This is a genomic window from Halomonas binhaiensis (assembly GCF_008329985.2).
Classification (GTDB): Bacteria; Pseudomonadota; Gammaproteobacteria; order Pseudomonadales; family Halomonadaceae; genus Halomonas; species Halomonas binhaiensis.
In genome coordinates, this window is the sequence record NZ_CP038437.2 from 2,127,902 (window position 1) to 2,151,546 (window position 23,645).

Here is a 23,645-nt window from a genome sequence, read left to right on the forward strand (position 1 = left end):
GCCCGATGGGGAGCGGATGCACATAGCGCTTCGTCACTTCACCCTTGCATGTCTGCTTGATCCCCTTCACGAGTCGCAACGCATCTTCCCAGTGCCGGATCTGGCACCCGGACCGTCCGGCGGGCCAACAGCCGCTTCCTGGAAACTGTCATGACCTGAAATATCAGGTGCTGCCAGGGGCTCGTCTCATCAGAGGGTAAGGGCGCTTGTTAGGTCAGCCCTTAAGCGCGCACATACCGCAAGTGAGTAGCATCTGGAGTATTGAGCACCTCGTCGATACGAAACTGTGGCATGGACCCGTGAAGATTCTCGAACAAGCGCCTTCCACCACCAAACAATACTGGCGCTAGGGCAATTTCTAGTTCGTCAATGACGCCCAGTTTTAAATACTGTTGGATGACGTTCGCGCCGCCCGAGATACGAATATCGCGATCGCCCGCGGACTCTCTAGCCTGCTCAAGGGCACTTTCCAGGCCATCGGTGACGAAATAGAATGTTGTTCCGCCTGGCCGGGCCCAAGGTTCACGCTTTTGGTGGGTAAGAACGTACACGGAAGTGTGAAACGGAGCCTCCTCGGGCCATGAGGCCTCGCCTTGCTCGAACATTCTCTTGCCCATGATGTTAGCGCCACTACGCTCCATGGTGTGACGAAGCATGTCATTAACCGGGCCAGTCTCGCCACCTGGCCCGAACTTGAGGTTCTCGCGGAAATATTGCTGTTTAAGAATCCAGCCCATCAGCGCACCCCATTTTGCCCCCCATTCCTTGTACTCGGGCTTATCCCAGTTCTCGACTGTCATTCCTTCCGGTGCCATGTAACCGTCTAGACTAAGTCCAATGTTTACAAATATTTTGCTCATTGTATTTTTCCTCAATATTTCATGTTGTAGGTAGCACCTAGTCGAGTCTGGCATTGAATAATCGACAAACTAAACAGAATTTTCCGACTGAATCAGACGTATGGTGGCCGAACAGGCGTCAGGCCGCCTGGGGCAGTGGTTGATCGAAGTACACTCGTCGATCAGCTCCAGGTCATGGACCCGCAGGGCTTTGCGCTACACCGAGGAGCGATTGATACCAGAGTAATCGGCACTGGTATCGGAGGCTGATGTCGGGCACTTTCGGCTCAACCAGTGCCAGGCGCTGGGCTCTCAAGGATCATGCCTGCGCGATAAAAAATCGCGTTCCATAGCAAGCACGGGACTGTCTTCTATGAGGAGGTGGGAGAGGAGAGGGTGATGCCTCAGACGGTTTGAGTGTGGCCATCCTGCGAGACGGCCTTTTCAGCGAAAAAGTATTGAATAAGTGTTGATTTAGCATATTGGCGATACAGGGGGGCATGTCCAACGCTGTAAGAACCCGTCGTCGAAGAAGGACATCGTAGTGTTCGCTACTTTGCGCATTCTCGTAGCAGTATTGGCTGCCTTCGCCTTTGTGGTCTTCGTATCACGAGCACAATCCTCCATGGCTCAAGATCCTTTGCTGGCGTTTGTTACCCATTACCAAGATGTTCCCAAGGTATTTGGGGCAATCTTTGGAGTAGGTGTTTGGGTCCTGTTAGGTACTGGTAAATGAGAAAGCTGCATTGTCGCGAGTGGGCGACAGATGTGGTGGGGTAGGCAAGACGGCTAGCATAGGAACATGAGACAACGGTAGGAGCCACTCATGCGCATGACTCATCTATTGCTAAGCGCCGTCATCGCTATCACCTTGGCTGGGTGCGCCTATCATCCGGCTCGCATTGAACCGGTACCAGGCATCATCATCGATGATGACGTTTGGTATGGTCATGACCACGATGACTGGGAGCACAGGAAAGAATGGGAGAAGGATCGTAAAGAGTGGGAAAAGGATCGCAGGGAATGGGAGAAAGAGCAGCATAAGGAGTGGCGCGAGCGGCAGAAAGAGCGCCGAAAGTGGGAGAAGGAACGCTGGAAGAAAAACTGAACAAACGATGGTTTCTATATGCCGGGGCTCCTGTTTGGAGCCCCGGCTTTTCATTTTCTGAGAGCAAAAATCCCCAGAAAGAAAAGGGTGCCGAATAGCAGCACCTGGCTGATATTTTTTTCTTTGCAGGTGCTCTCCTATCGATTCCACACCCCTTGCCGGTGATTGGCCTTGCTATGCTCAGTCTCGAGGATGATGGCGCAGGTCTGGTCAATCGATGCCAGCGGCGTTTCAGCGCCTCATTCATCCTGAGCCCAATATGCAAAGGCCAGATCGGTGGAATCCCTGCTGGCCGTTAGTGCTTCAGGAGATCCTCTCCTTCACCGTCTGTGCTTTCCAGCCTGTCAGCCGCTTCTAGCAGTTTCTTTGCCAGCTCTCGAGCCTGTTCGGATTTTAGCGCGAACATCTGTGTCGCCATTCCCTCTTCAGAGTTTTGAGGCGGGTGGCTCGAGTAATCGAACTTCAAGGCAACGAGGCCGTGAGAATGGCTAGTACCAAGTTGCCATCCTGCAACGGGGTGGAGAGAAATATCTTGCGCCATGTCGGTATTCCTTCTGATTGCGTGAGAGCTCTCAGTGTATCGGTCAACGACATGGTCGCCTATACCGGCAAAGGTTCTGTAGCGCGACAGCCCTGCATGGCTGAGTGCTTTCAGAGACCGAAGGTGCCGAGTTTGAGAAAGAAGCAGCTTTGAACATAGGAAACGTGACGAGAGGTAGAAGTCAATCGCCTGGAGAGGGGCATCTTTGGTGCTTCTTGTTCAACAAAACCAGATGGCTATCACAAAACCAGGTGACTATCTGATTTAGTTTTTCGTATTGGGTGATCCTTCGGCGACGTAGTATCCCTTGTCTCTGATACACGCACGTCACTACCTCAGTTCTCGTTTTCTTTCCTATGCTGAAAAGTCTATATCGCTATGCAGGGAGAGGCATATGGCGAATGACAATAGGGTCGTGTGTAGTCTTTGTGGTAGCTCATCCTTCCTCTACCCCAAGGAAGGTGACGAGGACAAGAATGTGTATTGCGCGGATTGCATGACCTTGATAGGCCGTTACAACCCGGTAGAACCTCAACAGGTATCTTCAATCGTATTCCCTGTTCCCTCCGACAGGGCTCATCCTTAGATCTCTGTCTCTGTCTCTGTACCACCGGGCGCCGGCTTGTTCTGTCGGTACCCGGTGGCCGTGGCAGGTCTGTCGTGTAGCAGCATCTATCAGGCGCAGTCTTGGCTTCGACAGATGCTGAACCGCTCAGGCGCTTACATCACCAGTGATAGCGCAGGGTAGCCTGCAGTGATCGCCCTTCACCATAGAATGCTGCATTCTGGCTAAAGGTGTTGACGTAGGAGACGTACTCCCGGTCGAAGAGGTTGCTTGCGTTCAGCGAGAGGTCCAGGTTGGGTGTCAGCGCGTAATTCGCCATGGCATCGACCAGCGTGTAAGAGCTGACCTTTTCGCTATTGGCATCATCCACGTAGGTCGAGCCAACGAAGCGTGTTCCCGCACCGAAGGTCAGGTCGCCTCGGCTGCCGCGGCCAGGGAAGGTATAGTCTGCCCACACGGAGGCCATGTGTTCGGGTACCAGCAAGGGGCGGTTGCCCTCGTTACCACCGATGCCATCTTCCACGATCTCCGAATCCCAATAGGAGTATGCCGCGGTCATGTTGAACCGGTCGTTGAACGCCATCTTGCTTTCCAGCTCGATGCCTCGCACATTGACTTCGCCCGTCTGGCGGTAGAGGTTGGGCGCCACCTGGCTTGTAACGTTGGTCTGGGTCAGGTCGAAGAGCGAAGCGGTGAAGAGTGCATTGGTATCCCTTGGACGGTATTTCACGCCCACTTCGTACTGTTCGCCTTCCTGTGGTTCGGCATGACCGGATATCAAGGTGCGGCTGCTCGGCGGCTGGAACGACTCGGAGTAGTTGGCGTAAAGGGAAAGGTCGTCCAGCGCCTTGTAGGTCAAGCCAATACGCTTGGTGAAGGCGTAATCGTTGGCATCATCAGTCGCTGTATCCGTACTGACATCGTCATAGCGTCCACCCAGGGTCAGAATCCAGCGGTCATCAAAGGCCAGTTCCTCCTGGAGATAGAACCCTTGTGTGATCTGCGTCTGATCGAAATAGGTCGGGGCGTCCAGTTCGATGCAGGCTCTACCGCAGTAACTTGGGTGGTGAATATCGATACCGCCTGCTGTTCCCAGTTGCTGTGTTTCGCTGACATCGTCATGGGTGTAATCGAACCCGGCCAGCGTACGGCTGCCAACGTCGTTGAACTGCGTCTCATATTGAAGCTGGTTATCGATGGCGTATTGGTCCCGCTCGCCATCGACGGCATATGCTGCGCGGCTGAGAGCCGGATCGACCGCATCGAGGTATACGCTCTTGTAATCGAGATCCAGGTGCGTGTAGCGAGCATTCTGGCGGAATGCCAGGCCATTGCCGAAGTCATGCTCGAACAGGTAGCCAATGTTGCGTTCGGTAGTGTCCATGCCATCGAAATCCGGTTCCCCAAGAAACGCCTCGGGGTCGATGCCAGCACCGAGGGGGACGGATTGGGAAGCATTGCTGTCACGCTTGTTGAAATCTGCCAGCAACGTGAGAGAAGTCGCATCGTTTGGCTTGTAGGTGACGGCTGGGGCGAAGTAGAAACGATCATCCTGTGTATGATCGGCGCTGCGATCTGCATCCTGCCACTTGGTGGTAATGCGGTAGCTCCACTTGCCTGCTTCGTCTACCGGGCCGCCGAAATCTGCACCGACCTCAGCATGATCATCCGTGCCCAACGTGGTATAGACTTCGCCGAATGGATAGTCCAGCGGACGTTTAGTGATGGCATTGACGATACCGCCTGGGGCATTCAAGCCAAACAGTGAAGATGTGGAGCCTTTTAACACGTCGATACGCTGCAGCCCGTAAGGTTCAAGCTTGCTACCGGTGAAATTGACCGTCCTTCGAGTCAAACCGTCACGATACGTGCCCAGCGAGGTGCTGTTGAAACCTCGAATCATGAAGAAGTCATAGCGATTATCCGAGGCGTATTGATCGGCCGAAACACCTGCTGTGTAAGAAAGTGCCTGCTCCAGGCTGTGGACATTGCGCGTACGCATCTCCTCTTCGGTGATGACGGATACGGCACTGGAGAGGTCGAGGATATCGGTGTCGGTCTTGGAACCCGTGGTCGTACTCTTGGCGACGATGCTGGAATCCGGGCCGACGGGGCTATCTTCCATCGCGTCAGCCTTGATGACGATCGTGTCGAGCTCTGTCGTGTCTGGCTCGGACGCGTCATTGGTGGATTGTGCAGCGGCGGGTACTGTGAACCAGAGTGGGGTCGAGGAAAGCAGAGCCAAGGAAAGTGCTCGCCCGGGGGTGAGGCGAGTGGTAGGCAAGACCTGCCTATGCGTCAGATTCCTCGCATGGCGGACCGGATTTATCATTGGTGGTTGTTCCTTGAAGATCGATCTATGACGCGGCGAAGGCTAGCTAGTACGCTAACTAACGATCAGGAATTGTGTGCAGGGCGTGTATTAATGTCAATAAATATGCAAATTATTATCATTAAGGATAGTTTTCCGCATCCTGCCAGAAAGACCCATATCAGAGATCCCACTGTCTGAGCTGATATGGACCAGATTTCATAAGGAGAAGTGAAGTGGCATCAGATTACCCAACGCCGACTTTTGGTAATGCTGGCGCAGCATCGAAAGATACCCGTGGCTGGTTTTTCGGGCATTTCATGCCCGGAGAAGACAGCCCTTTGCGGACTGAAGATGTGGAGCTGAAATGGTTCACGCATGCAAAAGGGGAAACCCGTTCCGAGTGGGCGCCGGGCAACCCTGTCAGGACGCTTAATATCCTGATTCGCGGACATTTCGTGCTGCTTTTCCCAGACAGGGAAGTCGTGCTTAAAGAGGAGGGGGACTTTGTGCTCTTTGGGCCTGATACGCCGCATTCCTTTCGTTCTGAAGAAGAGTCTCTTGTCTTGACGGTACGCTGGCCCTCCATTCCCCCTCAATGAACCTCGGGCGATCAAGGCTATTCTCGATCGAGCGAACTGGATGTGGTTATCGTTGGACTTATGGCGTGCGATGGGGTCAAAGGGTATTGGAAAGCGTCGAGGGGGCGATCGAGTGAATCAGCTAACGATCCAGCGCCATGGCACCAATACGGAGGGGCGCGACTTCTTTGTCGGCGACATCCATGGTCAATATGGTCTTCTGCTGGAGGCCATGGCGCGAGTCGGATTCAACAGGCAGTGTGACCGTATGTTCTCCGTGGGAGACCTCATCGACCGAGGAAAAGAGAGTTATCAGTGCCTGTCATTGGCCTTCGAACCATGGTTCCACGGTGTGCGAGGCAATCATGAAATGCTCGCCCATGATGCCTTGCTTGCACCTGACGAAGATGGCCGAGCATTCTTGTTCTGGGTGATGAACGGTGGCACCTGGATACATGGCGAGAGCTTGAAAGAAGTGTCATCCGTACTGGCCGATGCGCTTGAGCACCTTCCGTATGCCAGAGAAGTCGCGACTGCTGGCAAGCGGGTGGGCATTGTTCATGCTGAACCGCCCGAAGATTGGACGCAGCTTGAAAGCACGGACCCGTATACGCTTCTCTGGGGTCGTAACCGGATTCACCAGGAAGATACCACCCATGTGGTCAACATCGATGACGTTGTTGTTGGCCATACCATTCTGTATGAGCCTGTTGTCATGGGTAATGTCCACTATATCGATACCGGTGCCTTCTATACCGGTCGGCTCACGCTGGCCCAGGCAGAAGACTTGCTGGGGTGAAATCACCGTCTTTTCAGCCTTACGCTTCATTTTCTCCTACATGGTCGATATGTACTGGAGTCGATGCGCCATTGGAATAGTGAATATGCCGATGTAATGCTTAATATGTCTTTGGCCGATGGCCGGATATGATCATTTTCGACATGAAGTCTGCAGAAAGAGGAAAAATTTTTCATTTAAAGGAAACAGTGTTCGATCCTTTATTCATGGGGACTGTCACTAACCTTGCGCGCAACTTGCGTTGAAAGCCTATGCCGCAGCAGCTTGCGTCAGGAACCTGTGATCGGCATTCTGTGTCTCATAGCTATTCCACAACAGGGAGCTTTGTATACATGGCTTACCATGAGTCACAGGTGAATCGTCAGGCCTCCACGCAGGTGACTGCGACAAACAAGGTGCTACGCAACACCTACGGCTTGCTGGCGATGACACTGCTGTTCTCTGCGGTGACCGCAGGCGCTGCTATTGCCCTTGGCGTCGAGCGAATGAACATTCTGGTGTTCTTCATCGGTGCATATGGCCTGATGTTCCTGGTCCACAAGACGGCCAACTCCGCTATTGGGTTGCTGGCGACTTTTGCGTTTACCGGTTTCATGGGCTTTACGCTGGGCCCCATCCTCAATGCCTATCTAACGTTGGCCAATGGCCCTCAACTGATCATGACGGCACTGGCCATGACGGGATTGACCTTCGTCGGCCTGTCTGCCGTGGCCCTGATCACACGCAAGGATTTCAGTTTCCTCGCCAACTTCATGATGGCCGGTGCCATCGTGCTGATTCTGGCCATGGTTGCGGCCTTGATCTTCAACATTCCTTCGCTGTCACTGATGGTGTCCGCAGGCTTCGTGTTGTTCTCTTCTGCTGCCATTCTGTTCCAGACTAGCGAGATTGTGCATCGTTCTGGCGAGACCAACTATATTCTCGCCACCATCACGCTGTACGTATCGATCTACAACCTGTTTGTCAGCCTGCTGTCACTGTTGGGCGTCGTCAGCCAAGACTAACCTTCCATATAGCGTTGACACTGCTGGCCCCGCCGAATGGCGGGGCCAGTGCGTTATGCTGAGGATAAATGAAATGAGAGGAAGCTATGCGTTACGGAATTCTTCTTCTTGGTGCTCCCTATAGTCGCCAGGCATCTCATAGCGCATTGAGATTTGCCCGGGCGCTGGTGGCCAAGGGCCATATCCTGGATAGCGTATTCTTCTATCACGACGGGGTGTACAACGCAGCACGCCTTGCCGCCCCTCCCCAGGATGAACCCCATCTGATGGATGGCTGGAAAGCCCTGCATGACGAGCATGGCGTCAAACTGGATGTGTGTATCGCTGCCGCATTGCGCCGAGGTCTGCTCAATGAAACAGAGGCCAGCCGGCATGGCAAGGAAGGACACAGTATTGAAGCACCCTTTGCTTTGACTGGGCTGGGGCAACTGGTAGACCTTGGATTGCGTTGTGACAGACTGATCACCTTTGCTCCATAAACATTTGCCCCATGAGCAAGAGGGGCTTTGCAAAAGAAGCTGAAGAGGAAGTGCGTGCCATGAATGACACTCAGACTGATCTCCAGGGGGATCTGCTGGTGATTCTGCGTCATGGCCCTCATGGCAGCAGCCTGCTGCGTGAAGGATTGGATATGGCGCTGGTCGCTGCCGCGTTTGGCCGCAGGGTGTCATTGTTGTTCATGGGCACTGGCTGCACGGCACTGGTGTCGGGCCAGGGGCAGGGCCCACTGGGGCAGAAAGGCACCCAGGCGACGCTGAACATGCTGGAGATGTATGATATCGAGACATTGCTGGTCGAGTCCGAAGCCATGCACGCTCTTGGCCTTGAAGCCTGCGATCTCTCTCTACCGGTAATCGAAGTGTCTCCTGCGCAGATTCAGGCTGCCATGACGACACATCGACTGGTGGCGACTTTTTGAGGACGTTGTGATGAACTTGCATACATTGAACCGTTCTCCTGCCGACAGCCGGGTGTATCAGCAGACATTGCAGGCCATGGGGCACGACGATCAATTGCTGCTGATCGAAGATGGTGTACAGGGAGCACTGCCGCAACTGGTACGTTACTTCGAGGACGTTGAAGGGCGTGTCTATGTCCTCAAGGAAGATCTTGAAGCCCGCGGATTGCTGGGTCTTTGTGCAGATAACGTCCATGTCGTTGATGTTGATGGATTCATCGAACTGACCGAACAGGCCGACAAGACCATCACCTGGTATTGAGATAATGCAGCCGGGGCCCTTGAACACTGGGACAATGCGCCAGCAAGGCAATGCATCTCCGAATGTCACAGAAGAGGCAATATGGCGAGTAGTGAAATCGCGCGCTATCTGAGCGTCGCTGGGCAGCGTGTCGCGCTGGATCCTGAAGGCTACCTGGTGGATCTCGATCAATGGTCACCTGAAGTGGCCCAGGCCCTGGCGGATGAGGAGAACCTCCGTCTTGAGCCAGCGCACTGGGAAGTGATCGAGGTGCTGCGGGATTTTTACCAGCACTTTGAACAGGCTCCCGCCATGCGGCCGCTGGTAAAGGCCGTGGGCATGAGCCTGGGCAAGGACAAGGCCAGCTCGATCTACCTGATGAAGCTTTTCCCTGGCAGCCCTGCCAAGATCGGCGCGCGCCTGGCAGGGCTGCCCAAGCCAGCCAATTGTCTCTGATGCGCTCTCGTTCATGAATTTCCTGGCCCATGCCTGGCTCGCACGTCACGGTAGCGACGCCTTCCTGTACGGTAATCTGGTGGCTGATGGCATCAAGGGGGGCGATCTGACAGGATTGCCCGATGATGCCGCACAAGGTGTGCGGCATCACCGACGAGTCGATGCCTATGTCGATGCCCATCCTGTGGTACTGAACGCACGGCGGCGTTCACCCCATGGGCTCCAGCGTTATTCCGGCATTGTCCTGGACCTGGTCTGGGATCACTTCCTGTGCCGCCATCTTGCCGTTGAAGACAGGGACGAATTGATCGAACGTTGTTACATCATTCTCATGCAGAAACCCGCTCCCGCACGTCTCAAGGAGATGGTGCCAATCCTGGTTCGGGAAGACTGGCTGCGCGCCTATGCCGATTTCGATTTTACCTGCCGGGCCATTCGCGGCATCGGTACGCGCCTGTCCGGTCCCAATCGACTGGCAGAGCTCTTGCCCCATCTGCGTCACGAGTATCCACGCCTGGAAAGGGACTTCCAGGCGCTATGGACGGATACTAGCGAATATCTCACTGCTCGTTCGGGAGCCTGAGCGTATCAGGGTCAGAACAGCTTGAGCCACATGCACTCGATGCGATCCCCTCTGACGATCTGGCTGTGAGGTGGGATGACCGCCAGGGCGTCAGCATTGATACAGGATGACAGCACCCCCGAGTTCTGATCGCTGAAGGCCTCGGCTGTCATGCCATCCGGGGTGAAGTTCAACTGCACTCTCATGTAATGCTGGCGTGGCCCCGTGGAGGTGCTGAAAGCGCTGGTCGCCCACAACCTGGGAAGATCCTTGAGAGACGGGCATCCCAACAGTGCTCCGATAAGCGGACGCAGGAACAGCCAAGCGCCAACAAAACAGGACACGGGATTGCCCGGCAGACCGATAAAGCGAGCCGATCGATTGTCTTCACCGGTTGGCAGGCGGCCCAGTGCCAGCGGTTTGCCAGGACGTATGGCCAGACGCCACAGGTCCAGCTCTCCGAGGCTTTCCAATGCTGCCTTGACGTGGTCTTCTTCACCTACGCTGACGCCACCGGTGGAAATCACCACATCTGCAATGCTCGCCGCTTCTGCCAGGCATTCCTGGGTGCTGGCAAGGCTGTCTGGCACGCTGCGTGTCAACACCACTTCGGCACCGAAGTGTGTGAGCAAGTTGACCAGCATCGGACGGTTGGAGTTATAGATCTGGCCCGGCGCCAAGGCCTGCCCCGGATCGACGATTTCGTCACCGGTCGACAGCAGAGCAACGCGTGGGCGGCGGATGACATTGACCTGAGTAATACCCTGGCCAGCCAGATGTCCCAATGCCGCTGCATCCAGGCGAGTGCCGGCAGGCAGCAACACGTGGCCCCGAGTGACATCTCGTCCCTGGCGGCGCACGTTGTCTCCTGCCGGTACATCAGGCGGGATGACCGCGTGGCCGTCATCAAGGACAACCTTCTCCTGCATCACGACACAGTCGGCACCTGCCGGCAGAGCGCCTCCTGTGAAAATACGCGCACAATAGCCCCGCTGTAGCCGGCTGGGCGCATCGCCTGCCGCGATCCGTTCCATGATGGGGAGACGTTGCCCTGCATCGTCATGGTGCAGGGCGTAGCCATCCATGGCGCTGTTGTCGAAGGGAGGAATGTCGAGTGTCGCGATGACATCCTGAGCCAATACCCGGTCTGCTGCATCGATCACATCCACGCTTTCATGACCCAGCAGCATGGCATCGCGCAGCAGAGTCTCCAGGGCCTGTTCGATAGGCTGGAGAGGAGATTCAATAGGCGGAAGAGGGGCTTCAGACGTCATGGGTGCCACGCTCCGGAATGACCAGGTTGGCGAAGTTGCAGGGACGATGACGACTGTCCAGCTGTTCAGCGAGGATGCCATCCCAGGCGGTACGGCAGGCGCCAGTCGATCCTGGCAGGCAGAACACTACGGTAGCGTTCGCCATCCCGCCCAGGCAACGACTCTGTACCGTAGAGCTACCGATTTCCTGGTACGAAAGCTGACGAAAGAGTTCGCCGAAGCCTTCGATGCGCTTGTCGAGCAGAGCTCCTACGGCTTCTGGAGTGGAGTCTCTGCCGGTGAAGCCCGTACCGCCAGTGGTCAGGATGACCTGAACCTCCGGATCAGCAATCCAGGCGGATACGATAGCCCGGATCTGATAGACATCGTCGGGCACGATACGCTTGTCAGCGAGATGGTGTCCTGCAGAGCTCAGGCGTTCAACCAGCGCCTGACCACTGCGATCAGTGTCTTCGGTTCTTGTATCGGATACCGTCAGTACGGCAACCTTCAACCCGATCATGTCTTCCTGATGCATCATGACTCCCGCTTTGCAGCCTTGGCCTGCTGGTGGGCCTCGAAGGCTGCCATCTGCTCTGGCGTGGCCTTGGCCTGGTACTTGTCCTTCCACTCGCTGTAAGGCATTCCATAGACATACTCGCGAGCCGTTTCGTAGTCCAATGTCTGGCCACGTTCTTCTGCAGCAGTGACCAGCCACTTGGACAGGCAGTTACGGCAGAAGTCGGCCAGGATCATCAGGTCGATGTTCTGTACATCCTTGCGATTATCGAGATGGCTCAGCAAGCGGCGAAAAGCAGCGGCTTCCAGCTCGGTGCGGGTAGCGTCATCAAGGTGCTGCATGGTGATCTCCGGGTGAATAGGGCTAACACCCTTGATAGTAACGCAGCGGCCGCTCAAGCACATCGGTACGAGAGCGCCCTTGTCCAGGGTTTTCGTATTCCTGGCCATTTCATCCCGGTGGACGATCCGCAACGTCCGGCATATACGCCACCGCCCCGGCAACGCCGGGACGGTGGGGCTAGCAGGGAGGCAAAAGGCGCTCGTTCAGGTAGGTCGTGCAGGGTCGGGGCCCGGATTGTCATGCTTGCCGTCTGCATGTCCTTTGCTGGTTTCCAGGCGTTCGCCGTCTACTGCCTGGTCCTTCACTTCTTCATACCACAGGTTGTGATGCTGCTTGGCCCAGCTTTCGTCGACATACCCTGTGGCCATGCCTTCCAGGGCACCCTCAGTGCCCAGTGTGCCGATATATATATGACCAAGGGCAACCGCCGTCAGGCCCAGGGCGCCAATGGCATGAATGATGTTGGCCCATTGCATGGTATCGCGAGTCTGCTGGTAGTTGGGGAAATCCATTACCAGACCGCTGGCGATGACGACGATGCCGGCAGTGGCGAGCAACCAGAACCAGATCTTTTCGCCAGCATTGGCGAAGCCTGCATCGGGATGGCCCTTGCCCACCATGCCGCCGCCCTTGCGCAGCCATTCGAAATCCTCGCGCTTGGGCCAGTTGTGCTTGAGAAAACGCATCAGGATGATCACCAGCAGGATACCGAACAGCGGCCCCAGGTAATTATGCAGAAGCTTGGAGCCACTGATCATGGATGCCCAGAAGGCATCACCGAACAATGGCTTGAACAGGAACTTGCCGTACAGCAGATTCAGCCCGGTCAGTGCCAGCAGGATGAACAAGGTGGCGACAGACCAGTGCAGGGCACGATTGAGCGCTGACCAGCGCAGGATCTTGCGACCGCTACGTGGTTCCTCCAGCTGATTCTTGCCGACGATGAGATAGAACAGGGTGATCATCGCCAGCATGCCGCCGATGGCAATCAGGCCGAATGGCGAGATCCACTTGTTGCGGATGAGTCGCCAGGTCTGGCCGCTGGGGTTGATCAGGTTGTAGGTGGAGTCATGGCGTGTATCGATGAAACTGTCGCCATTTTTCACCTGACGCCAAGTGTCGGCATCCATGGCCGGCACGGCGCCATTGATCTCCGCATCAGGGTCTGCCGCGGTCGCCACATGGCTGATTCCCAGCGCCACAAACAGCACCAGCAAGAGCAGGAACGATCGCAACATTCGCAGTAAACATGGCGGTTGCCATGATCGGAAGGGAGGCCAGATCTGGGTGATTGAATGCATTACGGGCCTCCTCACGGTTTGCGAGCGGCATCAGTCGCCATGTTGTCGATGGCCGATGGTGCATCTCCGAGCTTCGACCAGGCGCCATCCTTGTGGCCGCGCCTGACGACGCGCTCACGGAAGATATCGGCAATGGTCTGGGCATCACCCGCCAGCAGGGCCTTGGTCGAACACATTTCGGCGCAAAGCGGCAGCTTGCCTTCACGAATACGGTTGGCGCCGTACTTCATGTATTCTTCTTCGGGATTATCGGCAGGGCCTCCTGCGCAGAACGTACACTTGTCCATCTTGCCGCGCTCACCAAAGGCGCCTTGCTGCGGGAATTGCGGCGCGCCGAAGGGGCAGGCATACAGGCAATAACCACAGCCGATACACAGGTCCTTGTCGTGCAGCACGATGCCGTCATCGGTCTTGTAGAAGCAGTCAGTGGGACACACCGCCATGCACGGTGCATCATCGCAATGCATGCAGGCCACTGAGATGGACACTTCTGTCGGCTCACCGTCATTGAGCGTGACGACCCGGCGGCGCTGGATACCCCATTCCGTTTCGTTGGCGTTCTTGCAGGCAGTGACGCAGCCGTTGCATTCAATACAGCGCTCAGCATCACACATGAATTTCATCTGAGCCATGTCGTATCTCCTTGAATCAGGCCGGTTCGATGCGGCACAGGGTGCATTTGGTTTCCTGCATCTGCGTCACCGAGTCATAGCCATAGGTGGTGGCGGTATTGGCCGCTTCACCAATGACATAGGGGCTGGAGCCTTCGGGATAGCGTTGCTCGAGACTTTCGCCCTGGAACATGCCACCGAAGTGGAAAGGCATGAACACCACGCCACGAGCAACTCGTGGGGTCACCATGGCCTTGACCTTGACCCGGCCACCTTCAGCACCCTCCACCCAGACCATGGCGCCGTTCTTCACGCCGATATCATTGGCCAGGGCAGGGTTGATCTCGACAAACATCTCCTGCTGCAGTTCAGCCAGCCAGGACATGGAACGGGTTTCTTCGCCACCGCCTTCGTATTCGACCAGGCGCCCGGAAGTGAGGATGATCGGATAGCGCTCAGTCACATCCTTCTGCTGGATGCTCTTGTACAGTGTCGGAAGACGAAAATGGGAGGCGACGTCGTTCCAGGTCGGATAATCCTCAACCAGATCGCGCCGAGAGGTGTACAGAGGCTCACGATGCTTGGGAATCGGATCGGGGAACGTCCACACGTTGCAGCGAGCCTTGGCGTTGCCGAAGGGAGCGCATTCGTGAGCGATGGCAACTCTCTGGATGCCGCCGGAAAGGTCGGTCTTCCAGTTCTTGCCATCGGCGGCACTCTTTTCTTCCTCTGTCAGCTCATCCCACCAGCCCAGATCCTTGAGCATATCGGCGGTAAACTCGGGATAGCCGTCCTCAAGATCAGAATCCTTGCTGAAGGAGCCATCGGCCAGAAGGGAAACGCCATCGCGTTCGATACCGAAACGGGCGCGGAAGGTCAGGCCACCTTGAGAAACCGGCAGGCTGGTATCGTACAGATTCGTTGTGCCTGGATGAGCAAACTCTGGTGTTCCCCAGCAGGGCCAGGGCAGGCCATAGTAATCACCATCTGCTGGTCCGCCTTCGGCCTTCAGGCTGCGAAAACTGAAGGTATGCCAATTCTGCTGATGGGCCTTGAGGCGTTCCGGACTCTGGCCTGTATAGCCCACTGTCCACATGCCGCGGTTGAACTCCCGGGTAATATCTTCGATCAAGGGTTCGTCGCCGTTTACCTGGATGTTCTTGAATAGCTGTTCGGCGAATCCCAGGCGTTTCGCCATCAGGTACATGATGACGTGGTCCGGCTTGGACTCGTACATCGGCTCGATGACCCTGTCACGCCATTGCAGGGAGCGGTTGGTGGCGGTGACGCTGCCGTAGGTTTCGAACTGAGTGGCAGCAGGGAGCAGATATACCCCATCACTGCGGCCGTGCATGACGGCGGCGACGGTCGGATAAGGGTCGACGATGACCATCATTTCCAGAGCTTGCATGGCCTTTTGCATCTCGGGGCCGCGAGTCTGGGAGTTGACGGCATGTCCCCAGTAGAACATGGCCTTGAGGTTCGTGCGCTGAGAGATATCGGTGTCATCTTCCAGCACGCCGTCGACCCAGCGTGACACCGTGATGCCGTTGGAGTTCATCGGGAAGCCGTCAGCATACTCTGTCTGATCGAATCGCTCCTTGAGCCACTCGTAATCGAGATCCCAGACCTTGGCCCAATGACGCCAGGCGCCTTCTTCAAGGCCGTAGTAGCCCGGCAGGGAATCCGAGGTCAGGCCAAGGTCGGTGGCACCCTGTACGTTGTCATGACCACGAAAAATGTTGGTACCACCGCCAGAAACGCCTAGGTTACCCAGGGCCAGTTCGAGAATGCAGTAGGCCCGGGTGTTGTTGTTGCCGGTGGTGTGCTGCGTGCCCCCCATGCACCAGACCACGCACCCAGGGCGATTCTTGGCCAGGATTTCGGCGGTGGAATACATCACGTCTTCCGGGATGCCGGTGATACGTTCGACTTCGCTGGGAGAGAAGTTGGCCACTTCGGCCCGCACTTCTTCCATGCCATAGACGCGCTGCTGAATGAACTCGGTGTCTTCCCAGTGATTCTCGAAAATGTGCCACAGGAGGCCCCAGATAAAGGCAACATCGGATCCTGGACGGATGCGAACATAGTGATCGGCCTTGGCAGCGGTTCGGGTAAAACGAGGATCGACAACGATGATTTCTGCCTGGCTGCGTTCCTTGGCCAGCAGAATATGCTGCATGGCTACCGGGTGGGCTTCACAGGGGTTAGAGCCGATGAACATGATCGAACGACTGTTCTGCAGGTCGTTGAGCGAGTTGGTCATCGCTCCATAACCCCAAGTGTTGGCTACGCCTGCAACCGTGGTGGAGTGACAGATACGAGCCTGGTGGTCAGTATTGTTGGTGCCGGCCAGGGCCGCGAACTTGCGCATCAGATAGGCTTGTTCGTTGCTGAACTTGGCTGACCCCAGCCAATAGATGCTGTCTGGACCATGCTGCTCGGTCAACTCCAGAACCCTGGAGCCAATCTCGTCAATGGCCTCTTCCCAGGACAGCCGCTGCCATTCGCCATCGACAAGCTTCATCGGATATTTCAGGCGCCGGGTGGAATGGCCATGTTCACGCAGTGAGGCACCTTTGGCGCAATGGGCGCCACGGTTGAAGGGATGGTCGAAAGCCGGCTCCTGCCGGGTCCAGACACCTTCCTGAACTTCGGCATAGACACCGCAGCCTACCGAGCAGTGAGAACAGACCGTGCGCTTGGTCTCGACTTCCGCCTCGCTGTAGGGCGTGCGTTCGGCGGCTTCGGCTCTGCGCATCATGGGCGTACCGAGCAGGCCAAGTCCGGCGAGCCCTCCGCCTGCCATGCTGCCACGTTTGAGGAACTGGCGGCGGGAGATACCGATGCCTGGAGCATGAGGCCGAGCCGAAGGCTGAGGCATCGAAGCGCGTTTCGTCAGTCGCATGAGAGTCTCCTCAATCTCGCAGGGAAGCGTAAAAGTCCCGGATATGCTGGGTTTCACGGTAGCCACCGGCTTGCTGGTCTCGAGATTCTTCGGCCTCGTCTTCCGCCTGGGCGAGGCTCACATGTGTGATGCCTGCTGCGACTCCCGCCGTGACAGACCCCACCCCGAGTACCTTGAGAAAACGACGGCGTTGAGGATCACTGCCTGTCGGCTGTACGGTCTTTTTCATCGCTCTCTCCTCATGTCATTGATAGTCGCAGTGGGCGTGACAATGCGCAGTGGCTGGCCAGCTTCGGCGTAACGGTTGACCAGGTCGTTGTAGCGTTCGTTTTCCAGGGTCATGAAGGCTTGCCCCAGGCTGCCCAGGGCTGAATAGAATGCAGTGTCGACCTGGCTCAGGTCGTGCAGGCAGCGTGACGCCCAAGGGGCAATATGGCGCTGGAAAAAGTCAGCAGCATGATGTTGGACGGCATGACGTGAAATGGCATCGCAGGCACTGGTCTCGCTTGTAGCGGCATGGGTCGAGCTGACGGCAGTCATTGCGACGGCTTCATCCTGCAGCAGCATGACCATCACTTCGAAGAGGGCTCCGAGGTGGTCCTCGGGATCATGCTGATCCGTATTACGCTGTATGCCGAGTTGTCTGAGATCCTTGCGCAGATCGACCAGAGCGATATCCATCAGTTGACCGTTGCGGTACCAGGAGGCATAAGGCAATACATCTCCCTGGATGACACCGACAAGGTGACGAAAGTGCGCGCGCTCCAGGTGCTCGGCATCACTTTCGGCAGCGGCAGCGGCAAGGGCCTGCCAGGCGTGGCAAAGCGCTTCTTCAGACGGCGTCGGACTCGGATCGGGTTCCAGTTCCGCCAGCCAGCGCCGCAGCGCTTCCGTTGGAGGCTGGCGCAGTAGCGTGCCGAGCAGGGCGTAGACCTCTGCTCTCAGCTCACTGTCGCTGACTCCATGATCATCGATGTGATGATGCTGCACGTCGTTGTACATGGCTCATAGCCTCACGGGTGAGTCAGGATGATGGGCAAGTTCTTCCCAGATATCCTTGACCCGGCAGTCCTGACACATTTCCAGGCGTTTGGCCTGGGCACCGGAAAAGTAAGGATGTTCGGCAAGCTTTTTCTGTATGGCAGTGATAGTGCCGGTGTTGGCAAAAGGTTTTCCGCAATGGATACAGGCGAAAGGCTGATCTTCATGCAGCAACTGGTACTGAGTGCGCTCGGGGGCGGCGAGAAACCCGGGGACCAGGTGAATGACATGTTCCGGGCAGCTCTGTTCGCATAGGCCACACTGCACACAATCAGCCTCGCGAAAGCTCAGCCGAGGTGCATCCTGATCAGCGTTCAATGCCGGTGTCGGACAACTGGCCACGCAGCTCATGCACAGGGTGCATCCTTCACTATCTACCGTGATGGCGCCGAATGGACTATTGGATGGCAGAGAGTGGCGTTCGCCATTCAGGTGGCCGTGTGCGGCGAGATGTTCGAGCACGCAGTTCAAGCGGGCTCGTTTGCTGGGAGCGTCATGTGATGTCCCGGAAGACTCTTGCAGTTCACCCTTGATGAGCCGTGTCGGCAGGGCATTGAAACGTGGCAAGTCGGCCTTCGGGGGAGCGTCGTCAGCGCCTCTCCATACCAGGCGCTCGGGCGAGAGGCCGATGGCCTCTAGAATGCCACGGGCTTGTGCGAGCTGGTCGTGCAGGTGTTGCTGAAGGCGCACAGGCATGTCGGAATAGGCCTGAATATGAACTTCACAGGCACCCGCAGCCAATGCGGTCAGCCATTGGTCACTGCCTGCTGTGCCGAGGTCTTCCAAGGGGACCTCGATGACGTGTCCAGGAAGGTCGGCGGCGGTCGCAGACGGTTCCGCCTGGACGAAGCGCATGATGGCATGGGAGCCACCGGCATCGTGATAGGCCGAAAGCCAGGCGACTAGAGTGTCTTGCTGCAGATGGCTCAGCGGCTGGCGGAACTCGATGGCACCGGTAGGACAGGCGCTGGAGCAGCTGCCGACGCCGTGGCAACGAAACGGATCAATATCGATGCGAGAGTCGATGCGTCCCTTGTGGCTGCTGATGGCATCTGCCGGACACACATCCAGGCACCGGGTACAGCCGGTGAAGCCACGTGTGGAGTGGGCGCATGCGTCGCTCGCAATCTGGAAGTAGCGAGGCTTGTCGAAGTCGCCGACCCAGTCGGGTAACGAAGCGAGAACGTCATTCCGCTCACCATTGGCTTCAGGTAGATGGAAATATCCGGGGGGAAGTAGCTCCAGTTCCAGGCAGGGAGGGGAGGCCAGATCCACCACCAGGTCAAAGGTGTCTCGGGAAACCAAGGCCTTGGCCAGATTGATGGAAGACTCTTTGGTGAGGGATCCTCCTGATAGCCAGGCACGAAAATCCCCAAGATGTCCTTCCAGCTTCAACCTATTGCGCTGCGATGAGAGCAGCGGTTGGATATGGATGGGAAGGGTGGAGCTGGATGTTTCAGCAAGGATCAGCAGGGCATCGTCCGGCATATCCGTGCAGATCAGCGTCAAGCTGGCCAATGACGAGTGGAGAGCCGGGTGGTCGATGATGGCCGAATAAAGGGATGCACTGTCTCCTACCAGCAATACATGCCCCTGGCTTGAATAGCTGACATGGGCATTTGCCAGGTTCACTGGCCAGGATACTTGTGTATACGCTGCATCACGCGCACACCGGTTAGCGCCTGCGTCTACCGGAACGAGGTCGATTCGCTGGTTCATATTGTCTCACGGTCGAGAACGGTGACTCGTCGTTTTTATAATAAATTCACGAATGCGCTGTGCTGACTCGTATATTGTGCCGGCTCGCACATTCGTGCTTATTGATACCTCGCTTAAGTGTTGACGCTATTTGCCAATCCCGCCACATATCTTGGTCTAAGGTCGTGGGGCAGGAGCTTGCCTTCAGTGGCTAGAGAAGAACTGAATAGGGGCTGATTGGGCGGTTATGGAGGTTTTCGCATGTTCGATGCTTACAAACAGCAAAAGATTGACGTAAACGGTACTGGAATCAACTTCCGCATCGGTGGCAATGGACCTGGGTTGTTGTTGCTGCATGGGCACCCGCAGACGCATGTCATGTGGCATAAGGTCGCTGACTCGCTGGCTCGGCATTTCACTGTCGTTGCGGCGGATCTACGTGGTTATGGCGATAGTGATAAACCTCCGGCCGAGGATGACCATCAATCCTATTCGAAACGCAGCATGGCGTCAGACATGGTGGCGCTGATGCGTGAACTGGGTTTTGCACGATTCTCCATCCTGGCACATGACCGGGGAGCCAGGGTCGCCCATCGCCTCGCAATGGATCATGCCGCTGCCGTCGAGCGCATGATCCTGCTGGATATTGCCCCTACGCTTGCCATGTATGAACAGACGGATCAGGCATTCGCCAGAGCCTACTGGCATTGGTTCTTTTTGATACGTCCGGCTCCGCTGCCGGAAGCGCTGATTGAACATGATCCTGAACTTTACCTACGCAGCGTAATGGGGGCGCGTAGTGCCGGCTTGAAGCCTTTTACCGATGCGGCTCTGAGTGAATATATGCGATGTCTGGGGTTACCAGGGACGGCCATGGCCATCTGTGAGGATTATCGTGCCTCTGCCAGCCTGGATCTCGCGCATGACCGCGCTGACCTTGAGGCCGGTCGCAAGCTTGAGTGTCCCTTGCTGGTCATGTGGGGGGCCAATGGCACGGTAGGACAGTGTTTCGCTCCTTTGCAGGAATGGCAACGCGTGGCTTCGAATGTCAATGGCAAGGCGCTACCGGCAGGGCACTATATCGCCGAGGAAGTACCGGACAGCTTATTGCAAGAAGCGCTCGCTTTCCTGACATGATGCGGCAACCCAGGCAGGCATGATGCGCCATGCCCGGCAGCTTTGCTGCTGGCAGGCTGCAGGGTTAGCCCGGTTGTTTATCGGTGCCTTGGTCCTGATGCGTTGCCTGGTCAGGATCTGCTGCCTCAGGCGATGCAGCCTGTTGCGCGTCATGGAGCTTGGGGCCGTGTTCGTGATCGAGAGAAGCGGTGTCCTGCTGTGGTGGCTCGCTCTCTGTTTCAGAGGCTTCCTGAGGCTTTTCCCAATAATGCTCGAGGTGCTGGCGCAGCCGCCCGGCGACATGCTCTGAAAGCGGTTTGAGCTTTTCCCGGAAGTCATCATCGTAGTCATCGAGGCCATCACGGACATTGTAGCGCTCGGCACTGAACAGGCGGCGTAGAGCTTTTTTCCTGAGGACCTTGTCAACGCCGGGTTCGAGATAGGCTCGAATGTCACTGCCAGCAGGCAGGCTGTCCGGGTCAGGCAGGGTAATGCTGTCGGCAACAGCATCATCATGCGCGTCGTCACTTTCCTCCCCATCCGCGATCGTGCTCTCGGGTTCTCGGCCGGCAGGTTCGAGGGCTTCTTCTGCGAAGGCACTGTCCTTTGTATCGGCGTGTTCCTGTCGTTGGGCCGGCTGTTGTATCTGCGAATGTATCTGCGAATGTGTCTGTGAAGTTTCGGGGGGGGCGGAAACAGGCTTTTCGTCTGTGTCAGATGGTAGCTCCTTGCCCGTAAGCTTGCGCTGAGACCAGCGTGACAGGCGATTCATCGAGGTTCCTCCCGTGGCAGGTTGGCAGGCTTGGATGAGTGCGCCCGTCCAGCTCCCTTGCGCTTCTTCTTGCGACCTTCGTCCGGTGCTTCGCCATGTTCCAGCAGATAGGCTTCTATCCATGCCTGAATGGCCATGGGCATGGCAGTTTCCAGAACACGGTGCTCTCCATCCATCCAGGTTGCCGCCATTGCCTGACTGGCCGTGATGGCCAACGCCTGCGGAGGTTCATCGACGTGTCCGGCCCGTACGAACAGGCGCGGAGTATTGGCGTTGAGGTTGAAGCGATAGTCTGCGCGTTCGGTCATGGACAGGACCAGGGTCAGAACGTGGGGTCCCTCCGTGCCCGGCAGCAATTGGCAAATGTGCCAACTACGCTGACGGAATCCCTTGACGACGTGCAACTGCTCGTCGAATTTCACACTCAACTGACGCCGATTGGAAACGTTTGTCATCCTTCCACCTGTTGAACCTTATTTACCGGCTGGCCCTATCCATCTTCAGATAAGTGGCGTAGGCCAATGTCTCATCCTTGCTCTATTGTTACTCAAGCACAACCAGACGTAGGCCGCACCCAGGAGTTTTATGCCGCATTCCATTCAACGTAGCCATGCCAGGCTGCCCGTCACGCTGGACATTCAGGTGGTCGACGAGTTCGGGCAATCACATACGCAGCCAATCGCAGCGGAGCGGGCGCTGACGGTGTACCTCAACCGCCGTGAGATCGTCACCCTGATGTCTCTGGGAGAGGACCCAGAAGCGTTGGTGGTGGGATATCTGCGCAATCAAGGACTGATAGGTACGAGAGAGGATCTTGAGGCGGTGTTCGTGGACTGGGAAGTGGAAGCCGCCGCGGTGGTGACCCGGCACTTGCCTGAGGATCTGGAAACTCGTCTGGGACAGCGTACCGTGACCACGGGCTGTGGCCAGGGGACGGTATTTGGGCGCTTGCTGGATTCGGTGCCCAGGGCAAGGCTGACACCGACGCCACTGAAACAGTCTGTGATGTACGCGCTGCTGGAAAATCTCGGTGCCTACAACGAAACCTATCGCAGCGCTGGCGCAGTACATGGTTGTGCATTATGCCGCCAGGAGCAGGTGCTGGATTTCGTCGAGGACGTGGGTCGCCATAATGCCGTGGACACCCTGGCAGGGAGAGAGTGGCTCAATGAGGGTTCTTCCGATGCGGCATGCACCCAGGCCGATATCTTTTACACTACCGGGCGCCTGACCTCGGAAATGGTCCTCAAGGTTGCCCAGATGGGCATCTCGGTATTGCTGTCCCGCTCGGGAGTCACACAAAAGGGTGTGGAGTTGGCCGAGCGCTTCGGGGTGCTATTGGTGGCTCGAGCCAAGGGGCGGCATTTTCAGGTGATTGATACGCAGCAGCGTTTCATCTTTGATGCGCCACCACCACCACGACGGCCCGGAGACCGTCGCCAGACTGGCTGAACGCTCTCAGGAACCTTCGCCGCGAGTACAGACCGAGAGGATGACGGCGTCTTCTTCGCTGATCGACACCAGGGCGTGCCCCATGTCACTGTCGAAATAGATGCTGTCTCCTTCGACCATGGTGACGGGCTCATAGAACTCGGAATAGAGCATCACTTCTCCGCTCAGCACCATCAGGAACTCCTCGCCATCGTGGCGAACCCATTCCTGGAATTCCTCGAACTGCCGTGCCCGTACGATGGTCTTGAACGGGATCATGCGTTTTTGAGCAAGTTCACAACTGAGCAGCTCATGCTCATAAGTGGGAGTAGGGTGGCGTTGACCTTCTCCACGGCGTGTCATGTCACGACGCCCCATGGTGCGCGTCTGCTTGCGTGGCGGGGATAGCAGCTGGGGCAAGTCAATACCAAGACCGTTGATCAGTTTCTGTACAGCAGTAAACGTGGGGGAGATCTGATCATTTTCGATCTTGGACAACGTGGAACGTGCCAGGCCGGTACGCTGGCTGACATCCTCCAGTGTCCATTGGTTGGCCAGGCGTATTTCCTTGAGTCGCTGGCCAAGGCGCAGGGGCTCGACGAAAGCCTTGCGCCCTGAGGCGATCTTGAGAGCTGCCTGCTGATCGGTGTTTTGTGGCATGCCAAAATTCACAATAGGAAACCAAGT

Annotated in this window: 26 protein-coding genes; 11 read left to right on the forward strand and 15 right to left on the reverse strand. The window is 56.7% G+C overall.

Annotation, left to right across the window (positions count from 1 at the left end):
- Positions 1-221 precede the first annotated feature (221 nt).
- Positions 222-860, reverse strand: a complete 639-nt coding sequence (locus tag E4T21_RS09340) for a dihydrofolate reductase family protein (protein WP_149284733.1) — start codon at positions 858-860, stop codon at positions 222-224.
- A gap of 805 nt (positions 861-1,665) precedes the next feature.
- On the opposite strand from E4T21_RS09340, the gene E4T21_RS09345 reads away from it, so the two are divergent.
- Entirely contained in the window at positions 1,666-1,947 is a 282-nt protein-coding gene (locus tag E4T21_RS09345) for a hypothetical protein (RefSeq protein WP_149284734.1), read from the forward strand.
- A 295-nt stretch (positions 1,948-2,242) separates the two neighbouring features.
- On the opposite strand, the gene E4T21_RS09350 is transcribed toward E4T21_RS09345, so the two are convergent.
- Positions 2,243-2,488, reverse strand: coding sequence for a hypothetical protein (locus tag E4T21_RS09350; RefSeq protein ID WP_149284735.1), 246 nt, complete (start codon positions 2,486-2,488; stop codon positions 2,243-2,245).
- 725 nt (positions 2,489-3,213) lie between these two features.
- The gene (locus E4T21_RS09355) at positions 3,214-5,337 is read right to left on the reverse strand and encodes a TonB-dependent siderophore receptor (RefSeq protein ID WP_205423481.1); all 2,124 of its coding nucleotides are present in this window, start codon (positions 5,335-5,337) and stop codon (positions 3,214-3,216) included.
- A gap of 263 nt (positions 5,338-5,600) precedes the next feature.
- On the opposite strand from E4T21_RS09355, the gene E4T21_RS09360 reads away from it, so the two are divergent.
- The 8 genes from E4T21_RS09360 to E4T21_RS09395 all read left to right on the forward strand — a co-directional run bounded on the left by E4T21_RS09360 (position 5,601) and on the right by E4T21_RS09395 (position 9,986).
- Positions 5,601-5,966, forward strand: coding sequence for a cupin domain-containing protein (locus tag E4T21_RS09360; protein WP_205423482.1), 366 nt, complete (start codon positions 5,601-5,603; stop codon positions 5,964-5,966).
- 112 nt (positions 5,967-6,078) lie between these two features.
- Positions 6,079-6,744, forward strand: coding sequence for a metallophosphoesterase (locus E4T21_RS09365; protein WP_240349346.1), 666 nt, complete (start codon positions 6,079-6,081; stop codon positions 6,742-6,744).
- A gap of 332 nt (positions 6,745-7,076) precedes the next feature.
- Positions 7,077-7,748: a Bax inhibitor-1/YccA family protein gene (locus E4T21_RS09370; protein WP_149284738.1), complete on the forward strand. Its 672-nt coding sequence runs from the start codon at positions 7,077-7,079 to the stop codon at positions 7,746-7,748.
- Between the two features lie 86 nt (positions 7,749-7,834).
- On the forward strand, positions 7,835-8,227 hold the full coding sequence (tusD, locus tag E4T21_RS09375; protein WP_149284739.1) for a sulfurtransferase complex subunit TusD: 393 nt from the start codon (positions 7,835-7,837) through the stop codon (positions 8,225-8,227).
- A 59-nt stretch (positions 8,228-8,286) separates the two neighbouring features.
- Entirely contained in the window at positions 8,287-8,667 is a 381-nt protein-coding gene (locus E4T21_RS09380; protein ID WP_149284740.1) for a DsrE family protein, read from the forward strand.
- Positions 8,668-8,677: 10 nt separating this feature from the next.
- Positions 8,678-8,968 carry a sulfurtransferase complex subunit TusB gene (gene tusB / locus E4T21_RS09385; protein WP_149284741.1) on the forward strand — a complete coding sequence of 97 codons (291 nt, stop codon included), beginning with the start codon at positions 8,678-8,680 and terminating at the stop codon, positions 8,966-8,968.
- A gap of 81 nt (positions 8,969-9,049) precedes the next feature.
- Entirely contained in the window at positions 9,050-9,403 is a 354-nt protein-coding gene (locus tag E4T21_RS09390; protein WP_149284742.1) for a TusE/DsrC/DsvC family sulfur relay protein, read from the forward strand.
- A 13-nt stretch (positions 9,404-9,416) separates the two neighbouring features.
- Complete coding sequence (locus tag E4T21_RS09395) at positions 9,417-9,986, forward strand: acyl carrier protein phosphodiesterase (RefSeq protein ID WP_149284743.1); 570 nt, start codon at positions 9,417-9,419, stop codon at positions 9,984-9,986.
- An 11-nt stretch (positions 9,987-9,997) separates the two neighbouring features.
- Here the strand turns inward: E4T21_RS09395 and E4T21_RS09400 are convergent, their stop codons facing one another.
- From E4T21_RS09400 to E4T21_RS09440, 9 genes are all read right to left on the reverse strand, one after another.
- A complete protein-coding gene (locus tag E4T21_RS09400) occupies positions 9,998-11,239 on the reverse strand; it encodes a molybdopterin molybdotransferase MoeA (RefSeq protein WP_149284744.1) in 1,242 nt (413 codons plus the stop codon).
- Positions 11,229-11,741 carry a molybdenum cofactor biosynthesis protein B gene (moaB, locus tag E4T21_RS09405; RefSeq protein ID WP_149284745.1) on the reverse strand — a complete coding sequence of 171 codons (513 nt, stop codon included), beginning with the start codon at positions 11,739-11,741 and terminating at the stop codon, positions 11,229-11,231. Before moaB ends, E4T21_RS09400 begins: the two co-directional genes overlap by 11 nt.
- A gap of 14 nt (positions 11,742-11,755) precedes the next feature.
- Complete coding sequence (locus E4T21_RS09410) at positions 11,756-12,079, reverse strand: DUF1244 domain-containing protein (protein ID WP_149284746.1); 324 nt, start codon at positions 12,077-12,079, stop codon at positions 11,756-11,758.
- Positions 12,080-12,283: 204 nt separating this feature from the next.
- Positions 12,284-13,318 carry a formate dehydrogenase subunit gamma gene (locus tag E4T21_RS09415; protein WP_240349347.1) on the reverse strand — a complete coding sequence of 345 codons (1,035 nt, stop codon included), beginning with the start codon at positions 13,316-13,318 and terminating at the stop codon, positions 12,284-12,286.
- Positions 13,319-13,392: 74 nt separating this feature from the next.
- Positions 13,393-14,013, reverse strand: coding sequence for a formate dehydrogenase FDH3 subunit beta (fdh3B, locus tag E4T21_RS09420; protein ID WP_149284748.1), 621 nt, complete (start codon positions 14,011-14,013; stop codon positions 13,393-13,395).
- Positions 14,014-14,029: 16 nt separating this feature from the next.
- The gene (locus E4T21_RS09425) at positions 14,030-16,900 is read right to left on the reverse strand and encodes a formate dehydrogenase subunit alpha (protein ID WP_149284749.1); all 2,871 of its coding nucleotides are present in this window, start codon (positions 16,898-16,900) and stop codon (positions 14,030-14,032) included.
- Between the two features lie 10 nt (positions 16,901-16,910).
- Positions 16,911-17,129, reverse strand: coding sequence for a twin-arginine translocation signal domain-containing protein (locus tag E4T21_RS09430; protein WP_149284750.1), 219 nt, complete (start codon positions 17,127-17,129; stop codon positions 16,911-16,913).
- Complete coding sequence (locus tag E4T21_RS09435; RefSeq protein WP_149284751.1) at positions 17,126-17,902, reverse strand: TorD/DmsD family molecular chaperone; 777 nt, start codon at positions 17,900-17,902, stop codon at positions 17,126-17,128. Before E4T21_RS09435 ends, E4T21_RS09430 begins: the two co-directional genes overlap by 4 nt.
- A gap of 3 nt (positions 17,903-17,905) precedes the next feature.
- The gene (locus E4T21_RS09440; protein ID WP_149284752.1) at positions 17,906-19,660 is read right to left on the reverse strand and encodes a 4Fe-4S binding protein; all 1,755 of its coding nucleotides are present in this window, start codon (positions 19,658-19,660) and stop codon (positions 17,906-17,908) included.
- 240 nt (positions 19,661-19,900) lie between these two features.
- Between E4T21_RS09440 and E4T21_RS09445 the strand changes: the two genes are divergently transcribed.
- Positions 19,901-20,776 (forward strand): alpha/beta fold hydrolase, encoded by an 876-nt coding sequence (locus E4T21_RS09445; RefSeq protein WP_149284753.1) that lies wholly within the window; start codon positions 19,901-19,903, stop codon positions 20,774-20,776.
- A gap of 64 nt (positions 20,777-20,840) precedes the next feature.
- On the opposite strand, the gene E4T21_RS09450 is transcribed toward E4T21_RS09445, so the two are convergent.
- Together E4T21_RS09450 and E4T21_RS09455 are read right to left on the reverse strand one after the other, a co-directional pair.
- Complete coding sequence (locus E4T21_RS09450; protein ID WP_187775140.1) at positions 20,841-21,527, reverse strand: DUF3306 domain-containing protein; 687 nt, start codon at positions 21,525-21,527, stop codon at positions 20,841-20,843.
- On the reverse strand, positions 21,524-21,982 hold the full coding sequence (locus E4T21_RS09455) for a DUF3305 domain-containing protein (RefSeq protein WP_149284755.1): 459 nt from the start codon (positions 21,980-21,982) through the stop codon (positions 21,524-21,526). Before E4T21_RS09455 ends, E4T21_RS09450 begins: the two co-directional genes overlap by 4 nt.
- A gap of 130 nt (positions 21,983-22,112) precedes the next feature.
- On the opposite strand from E4T21_RS09455, the gene E4T21_RS09460 reads away from it, so the two are divergent.
- On the forward strand, positions 22,113-22,979 hold the full coding sequence (locus E4T21_RS09460; protein WP_149284756.1) for a formate dehydrogenase accessory sulfurtransferase FdhD: 867 nt from the start codon (positions 22,113-22,115) through the stop codon (positions 22,977-22,979).
- A 6-nt stretch (positions 22,980-22,985) separates the two neighbouring features.
- Here the strand turns inward: E4T21_RS09460 and E4T21_RS09465 are convergent, their stop codons facing one another.
- Positions 22,986-23,618, reverse strand: coding sequence for a helix-turn-helix domain-containing protein (locus tag E4T21_RS09465; RefSeq protein ID WP_149284757.1), 633 nt, complete (start codon positions 23,616-23,618; stop codon positions 22,986-22,988).
- Between the last annotated feature and the right edge of the window lie 27 nt (positions 23,619-23,645).